General features: G+C 28.1%; 18 protein-coding genes and 1 other annotated feature. Of the genes, 2 read left to right on the top strand and 16 right to left on the bottom strand.

What is annotated here, in order from left to right:
- Positions 1 to 342 precede the first annotated feature (342 nt).
- From JL105_RS03375 to JL105_RS03365, 3 genes are read right to left on the bottom strand one after another with little or no spacing between them, the layout of a single operon-like run.
- Positions 343 to 1,470 carry a tetratricopeptide repeat protein gene (locus tag JL105_RS03375; protein ID WP_132029739.1) on the bottom strand — a complete coding sequence of 376 codons (1,128 nt, stop codon included), beginning with the start codon at positions 1,468 to 1,470 and terminating at the stop codon, positions 343 to 345.
- Positions 1,471 to 1,481: 11 nt separating this feature from the next.
- Positions 1,482 to 2,240, bottom strand: a complete 759-nt coding sequence (locus tag JL105_RS03370) for a hypothetical protein (RefSeq protein ID WP_132029737.1) — start codon at positions 2,238 to 2,240, stop codon at positions 1,482 to 1,484.
- On the bottom strand, positions 2,237 to 4,015 hold the full coding sequence (locus JL105_RS03365; protein ID WP_132029735.1) for a B12-binding domain-containing radical SAM protein: 1,779 nt from the start codon (positions 4,013 to 4,015) through the stop codon (positions 2,237 to 2,239). Before JL105_RS03365 ends, JL105_RS03370 begins: the two co-directional genes overlap by 4 nt.
- Positions 4,016 to 4,145: 130 nt before the next feature.
- Between JL105_RS03365 and JL105_RS03360 the strand changes: the two genes are divergently transcribed.
- Positions 4,146 to 4,346 carry a hypothetical protein gene (locus tag JL105_RS03360; protein ID WP_132029733.1) on the top strand — a complete coding sequence of 67 codons (201 nt, stop codon included), beginning with the start codon at positions 4,146 to 4,148 and terminating at the stop codon, positions 4,344 to 4,346.
- 36 nt (positions 4,347 to 4,382) lie between these two features.
- Here JL105_RS03360 and JL105_RS03355 read toward each other — a convergent pair whose 3' ends face one another.
- The 13 genes from JL105_RS03355 to infC all read right to left on the bottom strand — a co-directional run bounded on the left by JL105_RS03355 (position 4,383) and on the right by infC (position 20,439).
- Positions 4,383 to 5,348: a hypothetical protein gene (locus JL105_RS03355; RefSeq protein WP_202690609.1), complete on the bottom strand. Its 966-nt coding sequence runs from the start codon at positions 5,346 to 5,348 to the stop codon at positions 4,383 to 4,385.
- Positions 5,349 to 5,359: 11 nt separating this feature from the next.
- The gene (argS, locus tag JL105_RS03350; RefSeq protein ID WP_132026661.1) at positions 5,360 to 7,060 is read right to left on the bottom strand and encodes an arginine--tRNA ligase; all 1,701 of its coding nucleotides are present in this window, start codon (positions 7,058 to 7,060) and stop codon (positions 5,360 to 5,362) included.
- A 50-nt stretch (positions 7,061 to 7,110) separates the two neighbouring features.
- Positions 7,111 to 7,322, bottom strand: a binding site (T-box leader).
- 53 nt (positions 7,323 to 7,375) lie between these two features.
- The gene (locus JL105_RS03345) at positions 7,376 to 9,754 is read right to left on the bottom strand and encodes an endonuclease MutS2 (protein ID WP_132026686.1); all 2,379 of its coding nucleotides are present in this window, start codon (positions 9,752 to 9,754) and stop codon (positions 7,376 to 7,378) included.
- Positions 9,755 to 9,768: 14 nt separating this feature from the next.
- A complete protein-coding gene (locus JL105_RS03340; RefSeq protein WP_202690608.1) occupies positions 9,769 to 12,192 on the bottom strand; it encodes a U32 family peptidase in 2,424 nt (807 codons plus the stop codon).
- A 4-nt stretch (positions 12,193 to 12,196) separates the two neighbouring features.
- Complete coding sequence (locus tag JL105_RS03335; RefSeq protein ID WP_132026659.1) at positions 12,197 to 12,766, bottom strand: cell division protein ZapA; 570 nt, start codon at positions 12,764 to 12,766, stop codon at positions 12,197 to 12,199.
- A 97-nt stretch (positions 12,767 to 12,863) separates the two neighbouring features.
- Positions 12,864 to 15,257 (bottom strand): phenylalanine--tRNA ligase subunit beta, encoded by a 2,394-nt coding sequence (gene pheT, locus JL105_RS03330; protein ID WP_132026657.1) that lies wholly within the window; start codon positions 15,255 to 15,257, stop codon positions 12,864 to 12,866.
- Between the two features lie 20 nt (positions 15,258 to 15,277).
- The gene (gene pheS, locus JL105_RS03325; protein WP_132026655.1) at positions 15,278 to 16,300 is read right to left on the bottom strand and encodes a phenylalanine--tRNA ligase subunit alpha; all 1,023 of its coding nucleotides are present in this window, start codon (positions 16,298 to 16,300) and stop codon (positions 15,278 to 15,280) included.
- Positions 16,301 to 16,407: 107 nt separating this feature from the next.
- Complete coding sequence (locus JL105_RS03320; protein ID WP_132026653.1) at positions 16,408 to 17,205, bottom strand: TrmH family RNA methyltransferase; 798 nt, start codon at positions 17,203 to 17,205, stop codon at positions 16,408 to 16,410.
- Positions 17,206 to 17,207: 2 nt separating this feature from the next.
- Entirely contained in the window at positions 17,208 to 17,864 is a 657-nt protein-coding gene (locus JL105_RS03315) for a potassium channel family protein (protein ID WP_202690606.1), read from the bottom strand.
- A 15-nt stretch (positions 17,865 to 17,879) separates the two neighbouring features.
- Positions 17,880 to 19,223 carry a TrkH family potassium uptake protein gene (locus tag JL105_RS03310; RefSeq protein ID WP_132026649.1) on the bottom strand — a complete coding sequence of 448 codons (1,344 nt, stop codon included), beginning with the start codon at positions 19,221 to 19,223 and terminating at the stop codon, positions 17,880 to 17,882.
- Between the two features lie 89 nt (positions 19,224 to 19,312).
- On the bottom strand, positions 19,313 to 19,663 hold the full coding sequence (gene rplT / locus JL105_RS03305; protein ID WP_132026647.1) for a 50S ribosomal protein L20: 351 nt from the start codon (positions 19,661 to 19,663) through the stop codon (positions 19,313 to 19,315).
- Positions 19,664 to 19,703: 40 nt separating this feature from the next.
- Positions 19,704 to 19,904, bottom strand: a complete 201-nt coding sequence (rpmI, locus tag JL105_RS03300) for a 50S ribosomal protein L35 (protein WP_132026645.1) — start codon at positions 19,902 to 19,904, stop codon at positions 19,704 to 19,706.
- A gap of 22 nt (positions 19,905 to 19,926) precedes the next feature.
- Positions 19,927 to 20,439: a translation initiation factor IF-3 gene (gene infC, locus JL105_RS03295; RefSeq protein ID WP_132026643.1), complete on the bottom strand. Its 513-nt coding sequence runs from the start codon at positions 20,437 to 20,439 to the stop codon at positions 19,927 to 19,929.
- Between the two features lie 381 nt (positions 20,440 to 20,820).
- On the opposite strand from infC, the gene ftsH reads away from it, so the two are divergent.
- Positions 20,821 to 22,371: an ATP-dependent zinc metalloprotease FtsH gene (gene ftsH / locus JL105_RS03290; RefSeq protein WP_202690604.1), complete on the top strand. Its 1,551-nt coding sequence runs from the start codon at positions 20,821 to 20,823 to the stop codon at positions 22,369 to 22,371.
- The last annotated feature ends 11 nt before the right edge of the window (positions 22,372 to 22,382 follow it).

Raw genomic sequence — 22,382 nt, 5'->3', positions numbered from 1 at the left:
ATTTCACTTGTCAACATCTTTTTTTGTATTTTTTTATATTTTTTATATCTTCTTGTAATTTTATTTTAATATAGTATCTTAAAATATACATTCTTATATATTTTAAGAATATGCTATAAGCATACGCCTTGTCACTAATTTAAATGCATATAGTAATATATTATTCTTCGCCTATCTGCTATCATCCTCAGTGACAACATTAGTTAATTTAGCATATTTTTTGCTCACATTCAATTCTATTAAAAAGCAATTACACGAGGTTATCGTATATTTACATGACTTTTTTACTATTTCCTATCATTATCTTTGTATTTTAAACTTATTTATCTTTTTAAAAGTATATCATTCTACATTATGTTTTATTTTCTCAAATTGTTCTTTAACAAAAGTATCGTCAGGATTAAGCTTATGAGCTATTTCTATATCTTCTACAGCTTTATAAATATTGCCCATCTGTAAATATAATAATCCTCTATTAAATACAATTTTATAATCGGTTGGATATAAAATTATTCCTTGATTAAAAATATCCAAAGCTTCCTTTAGATAACCAATAGTAAATAAACAAATTCCTAACTCATTATACACATTAGCATCTTTAAAATCAGCATCTAAGGCTTTATAAAAATAATCTATGGCATTTTCATAATCTCCTAAACCTTTATAAGCTAGCCCTATTAAATATAAAATATTTCCTTGTTTATGTTTATTGCTTAACTTTAAAAATATATTCACTGCTTTAGAATATTCCCCACGTGACAATAAACTTATTCCTTCCTCAAAGTTCACATCATCTTCTATAAGTTCTAACTGTTCTCTTATTTCTTGAATCCTTGCTGTATCATCATCAAAATTTAAATATTTTTCCCATGTAAGCTTAGCTTTTATAAATTGATTGTAATGTTTATAATGATAACCTAGTTTATAATAGGCTAACGGAAAATCCTCAGAAATACTTAAAATTGACTCTAACTGTCTAGTTGATTCCAACAAAAAATCCATAGATTTTTCAGGATTTCCTTCATTAGCAAACTTGATAGCTAATTTTTCTAAAGACAAAGCATAGTTGAATATTCCATTTATATTCTTATTATTTACATTCACAAGTGCCCTATAAAATATAGCCCCATACTTTATATTGTTTTTCTTTACATATTGAAAACCTTTATATAGTATATAATCTTCAATGTTAGGATTATATTCATACAATAGTTTTTTATATTTATCGTTATATTTAAATTTAGTATCTACTCCTAATAAAAATATTATTCCATCTATTATATGAGAAATTTCAATTTCATCTTTTAGATTTCCCTCTTGAATCTCTTCTATTAAGGTGTCTACAATTATGGGTAAAGGTAATTTATCATCAATACTAAAGGTACCAATCTGTAATTTGGTACCCCTTTTTAATTCTAAAAATGAAATATTGTCCGTTTCTTTTATAAAATATTCTTCTATTATCTTCATGCAATCACCTTCTAATCATAAAACTTATTTGTATACATTCTCTTTCTTCGTGTACTGGTACTTAACAGTTTAAATAAATGACCTCTATAAATCATAATAAACGAAAAAAGTACCTGCCCTAAAATATATTTTAGCAATTCCTTAAAGCTCAAACTTAAACCAAAACTTAAATGAGTAGTAAATAAATCAGTTATAACTTTTCCTGTAATTAAGTATAAAAATAAATATAATATAATATTGGGTAGTAACCAATTAAACCAATTTTCTTTCATAAAATTAAATGCATATTGAATGCTTTCAAATGAAGAATAATACTTTTGATATATAGTTTCTGGTAAAGGGTTTAATGCAATCAATATTATAATTTTAATTAAACTATTTAGCAAATAACCACTTGCCCCTACTATACCAGATATCATAGATAACAGATAATCAACAATCCATGCAATAAAAAACACACCATATATCTTCCATAAATAGTATTTAAATCCCTCCTTAAAATTTTCCATGGTTATCCTGTCATAATTAATTATATTTGATAATAGATATAAATAATTAGATATTAAACTGCTACTTACAATTGCCATGATAAATCCTACTAATATATAAAGTGGTCCCCTAAAAAAAGTGTTTAATACCATTAATAATAGAATATTTAATATAGTATATATTAATCCTGTAAATACTAATATCCAATTTTTCTTAAAACTTTTCACACTTTTCTTCATTGTAGATTTATTCACCAATAAAAAGTCTTTTATTAAATTCATTTCAAGTCACTCCTTTTAATGTAATCACTTATATCATAACTAAAACATCTATTTATAACCCCTTCCTTATATTCAAATAAAATGTATGAATTTTTAAAGATATTCGTAGTTACGTGATACCCATTATTTATTAAACAAATTATGTCTATTCTAAATTTCTCAATATGAATTTTATTTATAATTCTTTTAGTAGGACTATTTATATATTTGGGTAAAAACTCCTGAAGTATATTTTTGTCTTTCAATATTTTATGCTTATTTTTTTGAATAACTTCTACTTCTTCTCTTGGAAAAAATTTAGGTATATTGAAATTTTTATTATTAATTATATAATCATATTTTATTATTTCTATTATTATATTTAAATCTGAAAATTTTTTGTGCCTACAAAATTGAATTAATATTTCATATAATCTATTTCTACTGTGTAATATTTTATGAAAACCATTTTCCTCCCAGTATTTTAAATAATCTTCATAAAAATCAAAAGGACTTTTATAGTAATTATTAATTATATACTCAATTGAATGTTCAAAATACTTTTCATTATAATATTTTTCTACTAAATCCTCTATCCCTTTTAATTTTAACATTTCTTCATACTTTATATAATTTGTTTCCAATACTTCATAAGGAGGAGAATCTAAAAATTTAAATCCATATTGCATTCTATCTTTCCTTAAACCAGAGCCCTTTAATAATTTTAAAAAACCTAACTGTATTTTTTCTGGTTTTAATTCATATACATCATTAAATGATTTTTTAAAACTATCATAATCTTCATAAGGTAGCCCTGCAATTAAATCCAAATGTTGATGTATATTTTTATAGCTTTTTATTTGTTTAGTTACTTTTTTTAGTCTAGATAAATTAGTTATTCTACCAATAGCATTTAATGTTCTTTCATTTGTTGATTGTACTCCTATCTCAAATTGAAACAATCCTTCTTTAGCTCTTTTTAAAAATTTAAGCATATCATCATCTAATAAATGGGCTGTAACCTCAAAATGAAAATTTATATTATGTGGGTTTTTTTTCATTATAAAATCCATAATCTCCATTGCATATTCTTTATTAGCATTAAAAGTTCTATCTACAAATTTTACCTGTCTAACCTCTGCTTCTATGAGCCTTTCAAGATCCTCTTTTACTCTATCTAAACTAAAAAATCTTACTCCCTTAATCGTTGATGATAAACAAAATTGACAATTAAATGGACATCCCCTTGAACTTTCAAGGTAAACAATTTTATCTCTAAATTCATCTCTAATTATTTTATAAGGAGAAGGAATAATATCAAGATTATTTATCAATTCCCGAGGAGGATTTTCTATAATTGAATCTCCTTTTCTATAAATTATACCTTCTATAGTACTATAATCTTCTCTTTCAGATATTATACTATTTAATAGCTCTTTAAAGGTTATTTCTCCTTCACCATAAATTATAAAATCAACATACCAACAATTATTCATCAAATCCAATCCATCAAATGATACTTCTGGACCACCTAATATTATTTTTGTTTCTGGTCGTACTAATTTTATAATTTCACATATCTTTAAAGTTTCATCTCTATTCCATATATATGTAGAAAATCCTATAATATCTGGATTTTTCTTATATATTTCTCCTGCAATATAATCTATATTTTGATTAATAGTAAACTCCATTAATTCAATATCTGCTATGCCTTTTGAATAAGATTTTAAATATCTTATTGCAAGAGCAGCATGAATGTATTTTGAATTTAATGTAGCTAATACAATCTTCATATCTTCCTCAGCCTTTCTTTTTTTTAAACTATTTCCATTATAACATAATCTATACTGCTATATTGAAGGTTTAAGAAAAAAAGTATAAAATATAATTAATATTATAATATTTTACGAAAGGGGTTATTTGATGAGAAAATTTGATAAAATTTCTATTCAAGAAATGTCAAAAGAGGATATGCTTATGATAATAAAAGCCCTTGAATATACTGGTGCCAATACAAATATTCAAGCATTTTTAACATTAAGAGATAATATTTTAAAAGAACTAGCTTCTTTGGCAGAAAGTAGTGAAAATGAATTCTTAGCTTATCTAAACGATTCCTATTAATTTATTACATAAAATAAACCTTCCATTTAGGAAGGTTTAATTTGTAAATTTATACATACCTGATTTGGTATTTAAATATACAATTGTTTTGCCTTCTATACAATCTTTTTTTACCACTTGAGCATAATTTAAGAGGGAATGATAAAACTTATCCCCAACATTTAATTCAAATATATTTGGCAAATAATATTTTTTTATCTTTAGGGCTTTAGGATTTATCCTTCCCTTTCTCAAATTATAAACATAAATACATAATTCTTCATAAAAATTATTATTAATATATTTCTCTATTTTATTATTATCAATTAATGCATTAACAACTTTCCCAAATAAAATATTTGTTGGATTTCCATTGATTATTAAATCTAAACAATCAATTAGAATACTAAAATTATTAGTATGAGAAAAATTTAATGCATTAAGAGCATCTATTTTGTATTTTTCAAAAGTTACTGTGAAATTATCAGGATAACTATTTAAAGGTACTCTAATATAATCCATATATTCTTCTATAAATTTAACTTGAGAAAAACTAATTATTTCATTCTTAAGTTTTTCAATCAAATCTCCCTCTTTATTTAACAGTAAATATAGCAATTTGGATAATAAAACTCCTTCAATTATAGTATTTATATTCCCTGTAGTAAATAACAGATTTTTTATTGTTTCTTTTTGCATAAATGAATAATCTTTATTAACCAATACTATAGGTATTAGTCGAAAATAAGCAGTATCGTCTATTCTATTCCAATATATAGAAGGTTCACCACCTTCTAATATATTCAATAAAGAAACATTTTCACCATGTCTATAATATTTCCAAAGCTTCATTTCCTCATTAAATCGCTTGTAATCAATATAAACCCCTACATGCTTTTCTGAGGGTATTAGAGATTTAATGGTTAGAACCATTAAATCTGTAATATGAGAAGGACCATTGCTTAATCTAATATCCTCATTAAAAGCAACCCATAAAGGTTGAATAATATCATTATACTCCATCTTATCCACTCCTACATTTTGTCTGGAGCTTCTATACCCAATAAGAATAAACCTGTTTTAATTACAGTTTTTGTTGCATATACAAGTAAAAGTCTAGCCTTCTTCAAACCTTCCTCTACTGATAAAATAGGGCAAGAATTATAATACTTATTAAACGTCTTAGCTATTTCAACTATATGCCTTGTAATAAAAGAAGGCTCATATTTATTAGTAGCATCTAAAACCACCTCTGGAAATTTATATAATAGTCTAATTAAGTTTATCTCATCTTCTTCTTTTAATAAAGAATAATCTACCTTATCAATTAAACTAAATTTTCCTTTTTCCAAAAGACTATTAGCCCTTGCATGAGTATATTGTACATAAGGTCCTGTCTCTCCTTCAAAACTAAGAGTTCTATCCCAGCTGAAAACATAGTCCTTTATTCTGCTATTGAATAGTTCTTGAAATACCACAGCTCCTATTCCAACTTGCTTAGCTACTTCCTCCTTATTTTCTAAATTTGGGTTTCGTTCCTCTATGATTTTTAATGTCTGTTCAACTGCCTTATTTAATACATCTTCTAAAAAAATAACTCTACCTTTACGTGTTGATAAACTTCCATCCTCTAAACTAACCATACCAAAATTTACGTGGATACAATCCTTTGCCCATTCATATCCCATCAATTCTAAAATCTTCTTTAACTGTTTAAAATGAAGATTTTGCTCTGAAGCTACTACATAAATATTTTTATAAAAATTATAATGCTCTTTTCTATATATAGCTGCTGCTAAGTCCCTTGTAATATAAAGTGTGGATCCATCACTTTTCTTTATTAAAGCTGGGGGCATACCATAAGGTTCTAAGTCTACTATCCATGCTCCCTTTGATTCCTTTAGAAGTCCTTTTTCTTCTAATTCTTCTATTACTCGTGGCATCTTATCTGAATAAAAAGATTCTCCATCATAAGAATCGTATTTAATATTTAACATATCATATACTTTATTAAATTCTTTCAAACTAATATCTCTCATCCATTGCCAAAGTTTAAGGGCCTCTTCGTTTTTATTTTCTAATTCTTTAAACCAATATCTAGCTTCTTCCATCAAACTTTCATCTTTTTCAGCTTCCTCATTAAATTTAACATATAGTTTTAACAATTCGTTTATAGGATCTTTCTCTATAATTGATTTATCTCCCCATTTTTTATATGCAACAATAAGCATTCCAAATTGAGTCCCATAATCTCCCAAATGATTTAATGCTTTTGTATCAAAACCCTGAAATTTGTATATTCTATATATGGAATGCCCTATAACCGTAGTCCTAATATGCCCTATATGAAAAGGCTTTGCAATATTAGGTGATGAAAATTCAACTAATACTGTTCTACTTTTTCCTATGTTAGATGACCCAAATTTATCTCCTTTTTCTATTATTTCATTAAGTACTATTTCTTTTAATTTCTCTTTGTTTACAAAAAAATTCACATAAGGTCCAACATTTTCAATCTTTTCAAAATATTCATTTCCCTGAATTTTATTAACTAATTCTTCTGCAATAATATTAGGAGCTTTTCTAAACACCTTAGCTAGTCTAAAACATGCAAATGCATAATCACCCATATCATAATTTGGGGGAATTTCAATTAATGATTCTATTTCATCTTTGGGCAAACTATTTTCTGCTTTATATATACAATCTATTACCTGATTTTTAAAATCTATCATATTCTATTCTCCTCCTCTTATTTATATATTAAATATAGCTCCCATCCCTTGTAAGAGACGAGAGCTATCCCGTGTTACCACTCTTGTTAATCTAAAATACTTAGACCCACTCAAAGTTTATAACGCTACTAACGTAATATCCTAATAATATTTCAGATATATCCTCAGAAGTCCTCTTCAAATACATTTTTGTACTGGCTCCCACCATCTCCAGCTCGCTAAAACAAAATAAATATTTTACTCTCTTCTTCAATGGATTATAATATTAATTTCTCAATTTATAATATACAATATTAATTAAAATAATTCAAGAAATTATTTTAATTCTATTACCGTTACCCCATCTCCACCTTCATTTAATCTACCTAATCTAGAAGATTTTACATGCTTATGCCCTTTTAAATAAGAATTAATTCCGCTACGCAATACTCCTGTTCCTTTTCCGTGAATTATATATGCTTTTTTTATACCTGCTAGATATACATCATCTATATATTTATCTAAATCAAGCAAAGCTTCATCTAAATTTTTACCTCTTAAATCTATTTCATTTTGCACATTTGCTGATTTAGCCCTTATTATATTCTTAGCACTTGTTCGCCCTTCATCTTGTTCTTCTAACTCAGTTCTTTTTAAAGTTGAAATATGAACATTTACTTTCATAATTCCTACCTGCACAAGTACATTACCGTCTTCATCAGGTGCTTCAATTACAGTTCCTTTTTGATTTAAGGATAAAACTTCCACTGTATCTCCTACCTTTAAATTTTTTGGAGGTTTATTGGATTTTACATTTAATACATCGTCAGATATAGATTGTTCAACTTTATTTAATTGCAATCTTAACCTTTCTTGAGATTCTTGAATTTTTCTAGTTTTTTCTTTATCTATTTCATGAGATATTTGTCTTAACTCTCCAATTATTTTATCTGATTCTTCTCTTGCAGCTCGAAGTATACTTCGAGCTTCTTCCTTTGCCTGTAATATAATTTTTTCTTTATTTTCCTTAGCCTTTTCTTTTTCTTTATTTAACTCCTCTTTTAGCTTTTCTACTTCGTATTTTAACTTCTCAGCTTCAAAACGATTTTTCTCTATAATTTTTCTATCCTTATCTATAGCTTGCAACACATCTTCAAACTCCACACTTTCCTTTGATACCAATGTTTTTGCATAATCAATAATATAATCTGGAAGACCTAACCTCTTGGATATTTCAAAAGCATTGGATTTTCCAGGAACACCTATAAGCAATCTATAAGTAGGACTTAGAGTATCCACATCAAATTCTACTGAAGCATTTTTTACCCCTTCTGTCGTTAATGCATATATCTTCAATTGACTATAATGAGTTGTAGCTATAGTCCTAATTCCTCTAGCTAAAAGATGTTCCAATATAGACATAGCTAAAGCTGCCCCTTCAGTAGGATCAGTACCAGCTCCTAATTCATCAAATAAAACAAGACTATTTTCATCTACATTTTCTAATATATTAACTATATTAGTCATATGGGAAGAAAAAGTACTCAAACTCTGTTCTATACTCTGTTCATCACCAATATCAGCAAATACTTGATCAAATACTCCTATTTCAGAATCAAAATCTGCTGGTATATGAAGACCAGACTGTCCCATTAATGTTAATAATCCTATAGTCTTTAAAGTTACTGTTTTCCCACCTGTATTAGGACCTGTTATAACCAAAGTATTAAAGTCCTTCCCAATATATATATCTATAGGAACTACTTTATCTACCTTTAATAAAGGGTGCCGTCCTTGCTTAATATTTATATACCCTTTGTTGTTAAGAATAGGCTTAGTAGCATTCATCTCTAATGCTAATTTACCTTTAGCAAATATAAAATCCAATCTTTGAAGTCTCTTTTGATTATTTTTTATAGCATGGGATTCTTCTGCAACTAAATTGGACAACCTTCGCAATATATTTTCAATTTCTTCTCTTTCTTCTATCTCCAATTCTCTCAATTCATTATTTAATTCTACTACTGCCATGGGCTCAACAAATAAAGTAGCACCACTAGAAGACTGATCATGAACTATTCCAGGAAAATAGCTTTTGTATTCTTGTTTTATTGGCACTACATATCTCCCATCCCTTACAGTTATTATACTATCCTGTAAATATTTCTTATATTTGCTAGAACTAGTGATAGAATTTAGCTTATTCTTAATGGATTCATTTTTGTTCATTATTTGTCTTCGTATATTTCTAAGAGCTGAACTAGCATTATCAGATATTTCATCTTCTCCAATAATTGCGTTATTTATCTCATCCTCAATGAATTTGAAGGTTTTTAAATCCATTATTAACCCATGAATTATAGGATAATCTTCTTTACCTTGTTCTTTCAATTCTTTAATATATCCTTTTAAACTTCTGGATACTCTCAAAGAGTCAGCTATTTTAAGTAAAGAATGAGGGCTTAACATTCCACCAATTTCTGCCATATTCAGCTCATGAGAAATATCATAAATTCCATATAGAGGAGGATTTCCTTTATTTATAAGCAATCCCAAAGCTTCTTGGGTTTCTCTTTGCATATATTCTATTTCTTCAATATCTGATGATGCTTTTAAGCTTTTTGCCATATTTTTTCCTAGCTGAGATTCTGCTTTTTCTATAAGCATTTTAACAATTTTATCATATTCCAATACCTTATAGGTTTTTGCTTCCATTAGATCACCTCTTATCATATAACACCTCTAAAATAATGGCCTTTCGTTATATGTTTTTTGCTTCTATAATTTTTAATATACTTCTCAACCATATCATAATCTATTATGTTATTGGCATAATCATAATATATTTCTTGTATTTCCCTTATATTTTCATCTTCAAATGTAAAGTCCAATCTAATCATATCTATACCACAGTCGAATACTTGATGGATATGCTCTAAAACCATCAATGGAACGGAATTATATATTGTAGTATATCCTCTATCTCTTTCCATATAAAAATCAATACCCTTTCTATCCCTAAGACCAAATCCACTTTTATAGGGACAAGTATTACATTCTCTATCATCTTTACAATTTTTCACTAATGCCATAGGGCAGTGCTTAGTAATCATCAATGGAATATATCCATATACAGTGGATTCATATATTATCCCATCTATTTTCTTAATATTTTGTATTTGCTTCATGTTTAATTCTGGTGATAATGTAACACCTTTAATCCCAAAACTATTTAATAATTTTACAGTATAGCTATTGAAAATATTTAATCCAATTTCTCCATGGATGTTCATATCAAAATTATCCCTTATAAATTTAAATGTTCCTATATTAGACACAGATATACCATCTAATAAATCTCCTATATCCATTATCTTTTCTCTTAAAGTTTCCAATCCTGTTCTATAAAGAATCCTATCAGTCATCAAATATGTTTCTATATTTTTTTCTTTTATCCTGTGTAATATATCCTTCAATGAATCTTCAAAACCAATATATATCCTATCTAATTTATTTAAATTTAATTGATCAAATTGTTTTTTGCTTTTTACACTTACTGATACCTTGTTTTTGCTTTTTACAACTCTATTTGTTAAATTCAAATACTTATTGATTAACAACTCATATTTTTCATTAGAAATTGGTTTACGATTGTTTTTGTTTTTACGTATATGATTTAATTGATCTATAGCATCACGTCTTAATTTATTTATATCACTTATAGACATAAAAGCATCCTCATCTAATTCAATTTGGATATCAACTGGATAATATACCGTATCATTAAGTTTGGATAGCTGGTCTACTATCCTTTCTTTAGTTAAAGATACTTTCTTTGCTTTTTCTACTAAACTATCAGATTTAACCTCTATATTTATATTCTCAGAGGTTAAATAAAGTACAGCAGGTCTTCCTATATATATAAATACTTTCATATTTATAGGATATTTAATATTTTCTTGTTCATAGGATTCTCTTGCTCTTTTTAATAAACTCTCACTAGATGTTCTATATACTTCTGAATTCAATAATACACTAGGGATGTTTTTAATTTTAGTTATTTTACCTTCTTCCCCTTTAAAATCTAGCACTATACCTATTCTATCTCCACTACAGGTTTCAAATTCTATCCCATCTCCCTTTTCTACATCTTGAAAAAATTTTACATATATATCATTTTTATCTATTTTAACTACTTTACCCACTAATAAACCTCTATTATCTGGTCTATCATAGGAAGCAGCTTCTCTACCAAATGCTCCCAACATATAGCCTTTGGTAAAACCCCTATTAAATATCTGAGCTACTTCATTTTTATCCTGCTGATTTATAGATTCTTTTCCTTTTTCTAAAACTTTTCTATATTTTTCCACTACAATAGCTACATATTCAGGTCTTTTCATTCGCCCTTCTATCTTTAATGAGGTTATGCCCCTATCAATAATTTCATTAATATAATCTAATGTATTTAAATCCCTAAGACTAAGAACATATTTTTTATCCCATGTTTTAAATACCTCTTGTCCTGATTCATAATTTATAAAACTATAAGGCATTCTACAAGGTTGAGCACATCTTCCTCTATTTCCACTTCTCCCTCCTAGCATGCTACTCATTAAACATTGCCCTGAATAACAAATACATAATGCTCCATGAATAAATCCTTCTAATTTTATATTTGAATTGAAATGTATATATTGCACTTCATTTATAGGAATTTCTCTGGCTAATACTACCCTGCTAAAACCTAATTCCTCTAAAAAAGTAACTCCTGGCAAATTATTTATAGTCATTTGAGTACTTCCATGTAAATCAAAATCAGGAAATATTTTTCTAATTAAATAAGAAAATCCTAAATCCTGTACAATAAGCCCATCCACATCTATTTCATATAAATATTTAATATAATCTAATGCTTTTTTCATTTCCTTATCATCTAACAATATATTGACTGTAACATATATCTTTACATCTCTTATATGGGCATATTCTACAGCATTTTTTAATTCTTCATTGGAAAAATTGTCTGCATGTTGTCTTGCATTAAACATTTTACCGCCCAAATAAACAGCACTTGCTCCATTTTGTATAGCAGCATAAAGAGATTCCATATTACCCACAGGAGCTAATAATTCTATATTATCATTAATCACTTATTTATATTTCCTCCTTGTTAAAAATGTTTGACTCACTTTCAAAGGTTTTTAATGCTTCCTCCAATTCTTTTTTTGTTTCAATTAATTCAATTTGACTATCAAATATTTTTTCTTGCAATTTTTTAATCATCCTTTGACTTTCTTCAAGTTCTTTTTCCTTTATTTTTAAGGCTTGATTTTGTTCTTCCACAGTTTTTACTAAATCATCATATGCTCTTTTGGTATCTAATAGCTCGTCCTTATATATATTACAACTTTCTTCTAACTCCTTTATTTTTATTTTAGCTTTTTCTAGTTGTGTTACAATAGTATCATATTGTTCCATAGGAGCTTTAGCTTCACTTTTTAAATTATTTAACTCTCTTTTAGTCTTATAAAGTTCATCAGCTATATTTAGTGCTGCTAAAGTTGCTGCCATGGAAGCACTTAATTTATCATTTTTACTGGTCATTTCTTTAATTTTTTCATCTACATAAGAAGCTAAATTACGTATATATTCTTCAGAACCTTCCCCAATTACTGTAAAGTTACGACCATCTATAAGGACATCCACTTTATTTTTTTTTGTCATAACTTACCCTCTCCCTTTACTTGATATTAACTAATATATTCTACATAATCATTTATTTTCCTTCATTTTTCGTAAAAAGGAGTAGATATATCTACTCCTAACTTCTAAGCTTTGCATCAAATTTATTCTCTAAATCCTTTATTATGTTATTCTGTATTCTATTTACCTCATCATCTCTTAGTGTTCTATCATAAGATCTATAAGTTATAGAAAAAGCTATACTTTTCTTCCCCTTTGCTATTTGATCTCCTTCATATATATCAAATAATCGTACATTTTCAATTAATCCTTCTCCATTTTCCCATATAACCTTTTCTATTTCTCCTACCAATACATCTCTATCTACAACAACTGCAATGTCCCTCATAATAGCAGGATATCTAGGTAATGGTTTATATCTTTTTTCAAGAACTGCTTCCTCTATAATTATATCAAAATCTAAATAAGCTATATAAACTCTTTCCTTTATATCAAAATTTTCCATTACATCTATATGGATTTCCCCAACAACACCTAAAAACTGTTCTTTATAGTAAATTTTTGCAGTTCTATAAGGATGAAAAGTAGGATTATTTTCTTCTCGAAAAAACTCTAAATCTCTAATTCCCAATCTTTCGAGAAGAATTTCTATTATCTCTTTAATATCATAAAAATCTCCACATCCATACATACCTATAGCTAACATTTTCTTCTCTATAGGTAAATTCTTTACAGGAAGTTCTTTAGGTATAAATACATTACCTATTTCATATACAAAACATTCTTTAACGCCATAGTTGTAATTTCTACTTAATAAAGTCAATATATTAGGAACTAAAGTAGTTCTCATAGCACTATATTCTTCTCCTAAAGGGTTCATTATTTTTATATAATTTCGCAGTGGACTGTCTTTTGCTATTTTCAAATTATCATATACTCTAGGACTTCCAAATGAATAGGTCAACACTTCATTTAACCCTAGGCCTTGCAAAATCAACCTAGCTTTATTTTCAATAATTTTCCCATAAGGTCTTTTCCCTCTAGTCAACACTCCTACTAAGGGTTTAGTTTTGATATTATGGAAACCATGTAAACGACCTATTTCCTCTATTAAATCAACTTCACTATTTAAATCAAGTCTAAAAGATGGTATAGTTACCTCTAATTTATTATCTTTTTTGATTACATTAAGTCCTAATCTTTTTAAATATTTACTCATATCTTCCAAAGATAATCTAGGCCCTAATAATTTATTAACCTTATCTGGTCTTAATTGGATAATCTTTTGATCTACTGGATTTTTAAATACATCTATATTACCTTCAACAACGGTACCAGCACCAATTTTTTCAATCAATTGACAAACTCTTTCTGCTGCAATTTCACATAAATTTGGATCAATTCCCTTTTCGAAACGTGTTGAAGCTTCTGTCCTCAATCCAAACTCTTTAGAAGTAAAACGTATGGACTTACTATTAAAATTAGCAGATTCCAATAATACTGTAGTAGTTTTTTCAGTAACCTCTGTATCCATACCTCCCATAACACCAGCTATTCCAATAGCACCTTCATCATCAGCTATAACTAAATTAGAAGATTTAAGAAATCTTTCAACTCCATCGATTGTCTTTATTTTTTCACCTTCTTTTGCTTTTCTAACATATATATGATTCCCTTTTAACTTTTCCACATCATAAGCATGAAGAGGTTGCCCGTATTCTAGCATAACATAATTAGTAATATCTACTATATTGTTTATTGGTCTAACCCCTGCTTTCATAAGTCTTAATTGAAGCCATAAGGGGGATTCTTCAATCCTTACATCCTTTATAACCCTAATATAGTATCTATTGCATAATTTATCATCTAATTTTACTAAATTTATATAATCCTTTATATTTCCTTTTTCATTTAAAACTTCAATCTTAGGAATATTAAGCTTTTCATTAAAAGTTGCAGCTACTTCTCTTGCCATCCCAATAATACTTAGACAATCAGATCTATTAGGGGTAATTTCTAATTCCAATATTTTATCTTTTAACTTTAAAACCTCATTAATATCTTCACCTAACTTATAATTTCCTTTTAATATAAATATACCATCTCTCTGATACTTAGGAATAATATTATCACTAAACCCTAATTCTCTTAATGAACAAAGCATCCCATAGGAATCTACTCCTCTAAAATTAATCTTATCTATGTATTTCCCATCTAAAAGCTTTGCACCTATCAAAGCTACGGGTACATAGTCTCCTTCTTTTAAATTTGTAGCTCCAGTAACTATCTGTAAAGTTTTATCTCCCACATCCACAGTAGTTATAAGTAATTTATCTGCATTAGGATGTTCCTCTATTTTTAAAATCTTACCCACCACTACATTTCTGATACCTTTATCTAAGCTGATAATGGATTCAACATGAGAGCCAGATAAAGTAAGTTTATCAGCTAAAGTTTTTGTATCTTCATCTATATTTACATACTCTTTAAGCCACTCTACTGGTAATAACATCTTATTCCTCCTTAAACTATCTAAAATTGTTCTAAAAATCTGTTATCATTTTCAAATAGCAGCCGTATATTGTCTATTCCATATTTAACCATAGTAATTCTATCTATTCCCATACCAAAAGCAAAACCACTATATTTTTCTGGATCAATTCCACAATTTTTTAATACTTTTGGATGTACCATACCACATCCTAAAAGCTCCATGCTCCAACCAGTTCCATTACATACAGAACATCCTTCACCTTTACACTTAAAGCAAGATACATCTACTTCAGCACTAGGTTCAGTAAAAGGAAAATAATGAGGTCTAAACCTAGTTTTCATATCCTTACCAAACAATTCTTTAATAAAAATATTTATAGTATGCATTAAATTAGCCATGGTTATGTTTTCATCCACTACCAAGCCTTCCAATTGGTGAAACATTGGCGAGTGGGTATCATCAACATCATCAAATCTAAAAGTTCTACCTGCAGAAACTATCTTAAGAGGCGGTTCCATTTCTTTCATAGCTCGTATTTGTACTGGTGAAGTATGGGTTCTTAATAATATATCTTCAGTTATATAAAAAGTATCTGTTAAGTCTCTAGAAGGATGATTTTCTGGTGAATTTAGGGCATCAAAATTGTTTTCTACAGTTTCAATTTCTGGTCCTTCCACAACACTAAAGCCCATACTTATAAATAAATCCTCTAACTCATCTATAGTAATCAAAAGAGGATGACGATGCCCTAAACGTCTACTTCTTTTAGATATACTTATATCAATTTTTTCTTTTTCTATTCTTTCAGCTTTTATTTCTTCTTTTATCCTTTCTTTAGCCAAAAATAATTCCTTCTCTATTTCTTCTCTAATTTCATTGGCTAACCGCCCAATAATAGGTCTTTCTTCTTTTGCTATTTTCCCCATTTCCCTAAGAAGTAATGTTAGTTCACCTTTTTTTCCCATATATTTTACTCTTATCTCTTCAAGTTTATCTAGATTATTCGCTGATTTAATATTATCAATAGCATCTTCTCTAATCTTTTTTAACCTATCTTTCATTTCAAAGCTCCTTTCTGATAAAAAACAAGACCCAAACCTTTAAATTAACAGTAAAAAGTCAAAACTATTTAATAGATTATACCACCTATATATTCAAAATACAAGATTTATTGACTACGCTGTCTAATGGACTCATACATTATAATTGATGAAGCTACAGCTGCATTTAATGATTCGGCATCTCCTATCATAGGTATCTTTATTAAACTATCTGATACCGAATAAATATTTGAAGATACTCCACTAGATTCATTTCCTATAACAAGAAGAAATGGAAGTTTAAAATTAGCTTCATAAATATATATACTTCCTTCCAAAGAAGTAGCATAAATTTTTACTTTTTCTTCCCTTAGTTTATTTATAGCAAATATAGGATCGTCCTCATAAAAAATCGGTACTCTAAATATGGAACCCATAGTTGAACGAATAACCTTTGGATTATATACATCTACACAACCTTTTGTAATTATTATTCCATCTATTCCAAAAGCATCTGCACTTCTTATTATAGTTCCCATATTTCCAGGATCTTGAAGTCTATCTAATAATAACAAAGATGAATCTTCTTTTAAACTTATTTCATGTATGGAATTTATATTGAATTCTGATACTCCCATTATCCCCTGAGGATTTTCCATATTAGATATTTCCCTATACAATTGATTTGTAATATGTATTAGCTTAGGATGGGAGCTTATCCTATTAAAAAGCTCCCATCCTCCTTTTACATTTAAAAGTTCATCGGAATAAATAATACAAATTAAAGGATAGTTATTATTAATACACTCTTTAACTATATTTATACCTTCTACTATAAATTTCTTTTTTGCCCATCTATCCTTTTTTCTATATAAGCTTTTAATTTCCTTTATAATGGGATTTGAAGGGCTTTCTATTCTTTTCATTATTATTCACCAACGCTTTGCTCTAAACTTTCAATATCATTTGTGTTTCCTAATACTACTAATATATCTCCTTTAAGAATAACATCATCAGCATAAGGAGATATATTTATATTCTTATCCCTTTTTATAGCCATAACACTTATACCATATCTAGAAGGAAGCTTTAACTCCTTTAATGTCTTATTTGCCCATTCATCCAATGCAGTAATTTCCAATATCCCATAATCAGGAGAAAGTTCTATAAAATCTAAAATATTAGATGATACCAAATTATGTGCAACTCTAATCCCCATATCCCTTTCTGGAAAAATAATCCTATCTGCTCCAATCTTTGACAATACCTTGCCATGAAGCTCATCGTTAGCTTTTGCAATTACCTTTTTAACTCCTAACTCTTTTGCTATTAAAGTAGCCATTATAGAGGCTTGATAATTAGAACCAATACTTATAATAACCACATCAAAATTCCTAATACCTAATTCAATTAATACTTTTTCATCGCTAACATCAGCTTGTACTGCACAAGTAACTCTATCAGATATTTCTTGTACTCTTTCTTCGTTTATATCTATTGCTAACACTTCATGCCCTAATTCATATAATGTCTCTGCAACACTCGATCCAAATCTACCGCAGCCAATAACTGCAAACTGTTTCATACTCATTCTCCCTTCTTAACCAACTGTAATGTTTTCTTCAGAATATCTAAATAAAGACTGCTTTTGCCTTTCTGCAAAAGCAAAAGCCATAGTAAGAGGACCTACTCTTCCTGCATACATAGTTAAAGTTATCATTATCTTACCTATATTAGATAAATTAGGAGTAATACCTCTTGTTAATCCAACTGTTCCAAAAGCCGATGTGGTTTCAAATAATATATCTAAAAAAGATGAATCTTCAGTAATTGTAAGTATAATAGACACAGTTAAAATTAAAATTAGTCCAATACTAATAATAGCTAAAGATCTATTTATTATCTCCTGATTTATTCTTCTATTAAAAGCCACTACATCTTTATCTCCTCTAATCACTGCTAAAGTAGTTAATAAAGCAGCTCCAAAAGTAGTAGTCTTAATTCCACCAGCGGTAGAACCTGAAGATCCTCCTATAAACATTAAAATAATCATCATAAAAGCAGTAGTATCATATATCTTTGATATATCTATGGAATTAAATCCAGCAGTACGTGGAATTACAGCTTGAAAAAAAGAAGCTAATAATTTTTCTCTAACAGAAAATCTTTTTAAAGTATCTGGATTATTCCATTCAACTATAAAGATAACAATCATTCCAACTATTATTAACATACTAGTAATGCTTAATACTAATTTAGAATGTAAATTAAGTCTTTTAAAGTTTTTCTTATTTGAAATATCTATTAGAACTGAAAAACCTAAACCTCCTATTATAATAAGCAAACAAATTGTCATATTTACTGTAAAATCTCCCACAAAAGACATCATGCTATTTCCAATTATATCAAACCCCGCATTGCAAAACGCTGATATAGCATGAAATATAGAAAACCAAACTCCTGTTTTGAAACCATATCTAGGAATAAAACTAGTTGAAAGAAAAATAGCTCCTATACCTTCTATGATAAAAGTAGATAATATTACATATCGAGTTAATCTTACCATACCAGATAAAGCATTTTGATTTAACTGCTCTTTAATTATTAATCTTTCCCTTAAGCTTATTTTTCTTCCCACTAAAAGAGCCATAATAGTGGCAGAAGTCATAAATCCTAAACCACCTATTTGGATTAAAACCAATATAACTATTTGCCCAAATAAACTCCAATACTGAGCAGTATTTACAACTGTCAATCCTGTAACACAAACTGCTGAAGCAGAAGTAAATAAAGCATTTATAAATCCAACACCTTCTCCACTTTTAGTAGCTATAGGTAAACTCAATAGTAATGCTCCTAATATTATTAAAACACCAAAACCTACAACCAAAAATCTTGGTGGATTCAATTCTAATTTATCTAAATATTTTTGAATAGATGTCATATATAAAGCCTCCCAAAAGTATTGTACCATAAATAAAACTAAAGTATTATTTTTTGAAAAAATAAAAGCTCCGTAACCGGAACTTTTATTTACTGACCCTTAGCAATTTCTACTAATTCTTTAAAGCCATCTGGGTCATGAATTGCCATTTCTGATAACATCTTCCTATTGATTTCAATATTTGCTTTTTTAAGTCCATGTATAAATGCACTATAGCTCATTCCATTTTGTCTTGCTGCTGCATTTATTCTAGAAATCCAAAGCTTTCTAAAATCCCTTTTTCTTTGTTTACGCCCTGAATAAGCGTAATTCAAAGATTTCATAACAGCTTGATTTGCTGGTCTATATATTTTACTCTTAGCACCATAATATCCTTTAGCTTGTCTTAATACTTTTTTATGTCTTTTTCGAGCAGTAACTCCGCCTTTTACTCTTGCCATTTAAACTACCTCCTTTATTTGAATATTTCTAGTTTATTTATTATGGTAGTAGTGAATCAATTCTTTTTTGATCTGCTTTACTTACTAAAGCTGGTTTTCTTAGATTTCTAACTCGTTTTGGAGACTTTTTACCAGTTTTATGACTTTTATAAGCTTTATATCTTCTAAGTTTACCTGTTCCTGTTCTTTTAAATCTCTTCGCTGCTCCTTTATGTGTTTTCATCTTGTTCTTCTTAGCCATATCTCTTATACCTCCTCATTACTTATTCATCAGATTTAGGAACTAAATACATAATCATATTTCTCCCTTCCATATTTGGACCTTTATCTATAATCCCATAATCAGATGTTAATTCAGCAAATTTTAGTAATACCTCTTTTCCCATATCTGTGTGCCCTAATTCTCTTCCTCTAAATCTTACACTAACCTTTACTTTGTCTCCATCCTTTAAAAAACCAATAGCTTTTCTTGCCTTTACATTTAAATCGTGATCTTCAATATTAGGTGTCATTCTTACTTCTTTAATATTTATTACTCTTTGTTTTTTCTTAGCTTCTTTTTCTTTTTTGGCCATTTCATATTTATACTTGCCATAATCCATAATTCTACATACTGGCGGTTTAGCATTTGGCGCAACTTTCACCAAATCTAACTTTTTGTTATAAGCAATCTCTAGGGCTTTTCTAGTTGGTACTATTCCAATTTGTTCACCATCAACATCAATAAGTCTTACTTCCTTTTCTCTTATTTCTTCATTAATTTGAAGTTCTTTAATATTCTACACCTCCTAAAATTTTAAAATAAAAAGCGAGTACAAGTACCCGCTTACAAAAACAACATTAAATAAAATAGCCCTACACTATCTTAATAATACTCTAATAAACTATTTATAACCTTATGAGCCTTAGCTATAAGGTGAGAAGCGGAAACTTCTACTTGAAATTATTATTTAATTATCATAGATATTATATGTTAGAATACACATTTTGTCAAACATTTTTTTATCTTTTACTAAAATTATTTCGCTAATTCATATAATGCACGATTTTATTAATTTTATATATTTTTTCCTATAACTTCTAATTGATTTTTTTATATAAAAAAACTAAATGGTTAAACTATATTTTAGAAATACTAAAACTGAGGTGGAATGGAATTGAATAAAAAAAGGTTATCTTCTTTGCTGCTTATAATCGGGTTAATTATATCTACTATATTAATTTTCGATTTGTGTTTTCCATCATTAAACTTGGGAAAAATAAAATTAAAGTATAAAATTATAGTTTGGTCTATGACTATAGTTTTATTTATCTATTATATAAAAAATTACCTTAAGCCTCAACTTGCCCCTTCAGTATTAAATAGTGAAAAAGATAATAGTAGAAATAACAACAAACCAGATACGTCCTTCAAAGATGTAGCAGGGCTTGAAGAAATAAAGGAAGAACTCCAAGAAACAATTGATTTTATTAATAATCCAAGTAAATATAAAAAAATGGGAGCAAAAATTCCTAAAGGCATACTTTTTTATGGACCTCCTGGAACAGGTAAAACCCTTCTAGCTAAAGCAGTAGCTGGTGAAACCTGTTCTACATTTCTCTATGCCAGTGGTTCAGAATTTGTAGAAAAATATGTAGGTGTAGGTGCTAAAAGAGTAAGAACATTATTTGAAAAAGCAAAAAAAGATGCTCCAACTATAATATTTATTGATGAAATTGATGCTATTGGTACTAAAAGAAATATGGAATCTAATAATGAAAAAGACCAAACTCTTAATCAATTACTAGTAGAAATGGATGGCTTTAACACTGATGATACAGTAGTTATAATAGGTGCTACTAACAGATTAGATCTATTAGATGAAGCTTTATTAAGACCAGGAAGATTTGATAGACATATATATATAGGAAATCCTAATATGAAAGCACGAGAACAAATACTTAAAGTTCATACTAAAAATAAACCTTTAGATAGAACCGTAAATATTAAAAATATAGCTAAAAAAACTCATGGATTATCTGGAGCAGATCTAGCTAATATTGCTAATGAAGCAGCTATAATTGCAGTAAGAAAAAATAAAAATAAAATTTCTATAGAAGATTTTGATGCTGCCATAGAAAGAGTACTAGCAGGACTTGAAGTAAAAAATCCTACAGTATTATTAAAAGAAAAAAAGACTGTTTCAATACATGAAGCAGGTCATGCGGTAGTCTCCAAAATACTTGAAACTGATATGGTTCAAAAAATATCAATAGTACCCAGAGGTCATGCCTTAGGATATGTATTAAAGTTTCCAGATGAAGATAGATATCTATTAACTAAGCAAGAATTGATGAATAAAATATCAGCATTATTGGCAGGTAGAGCTGCTGAGCAACTGATATTTAACGAAATTACAACAGGAGCTAAAGATGACTTAGACAAAGCCACTCACATTGCAAAAGAAATGGTATGCAGCTATGGAATGAGCCCTCTAGGTCAAATGTCATTGGACGAATATCACATCAAATATAGTTACGACATAATTAGAGACGAAATAAAAAAAATTCTAGATACTGGATATAAAAATGCTTTAGAAATACTTAAAGAAAATAAAAATGTATTAAATCACATAGCAAATATTTTATTAGAAAAAGAAACAATTAATTTCGATGAATTAGAAGAAATATTTAATTTGTACAAAAAGCCCATGGATTATGCTACTTAAAAAAGAAGACC

The sequence above is a fragment of the Keratinibaculum paraultunense genome (assembly GCF_016767175.1).
GTDB classification, from domain to species: Bacteria; Bacillota; Clostridia; order Tissierellales; family Tepidimicrobiaceae; genus Keratinibaculum; species Keratinibaculum paraultunense.
Note: the sequence above shows the minus strand (reverse complement) of the source record. Positions and strands in the feature narration are given on the sequence as shown.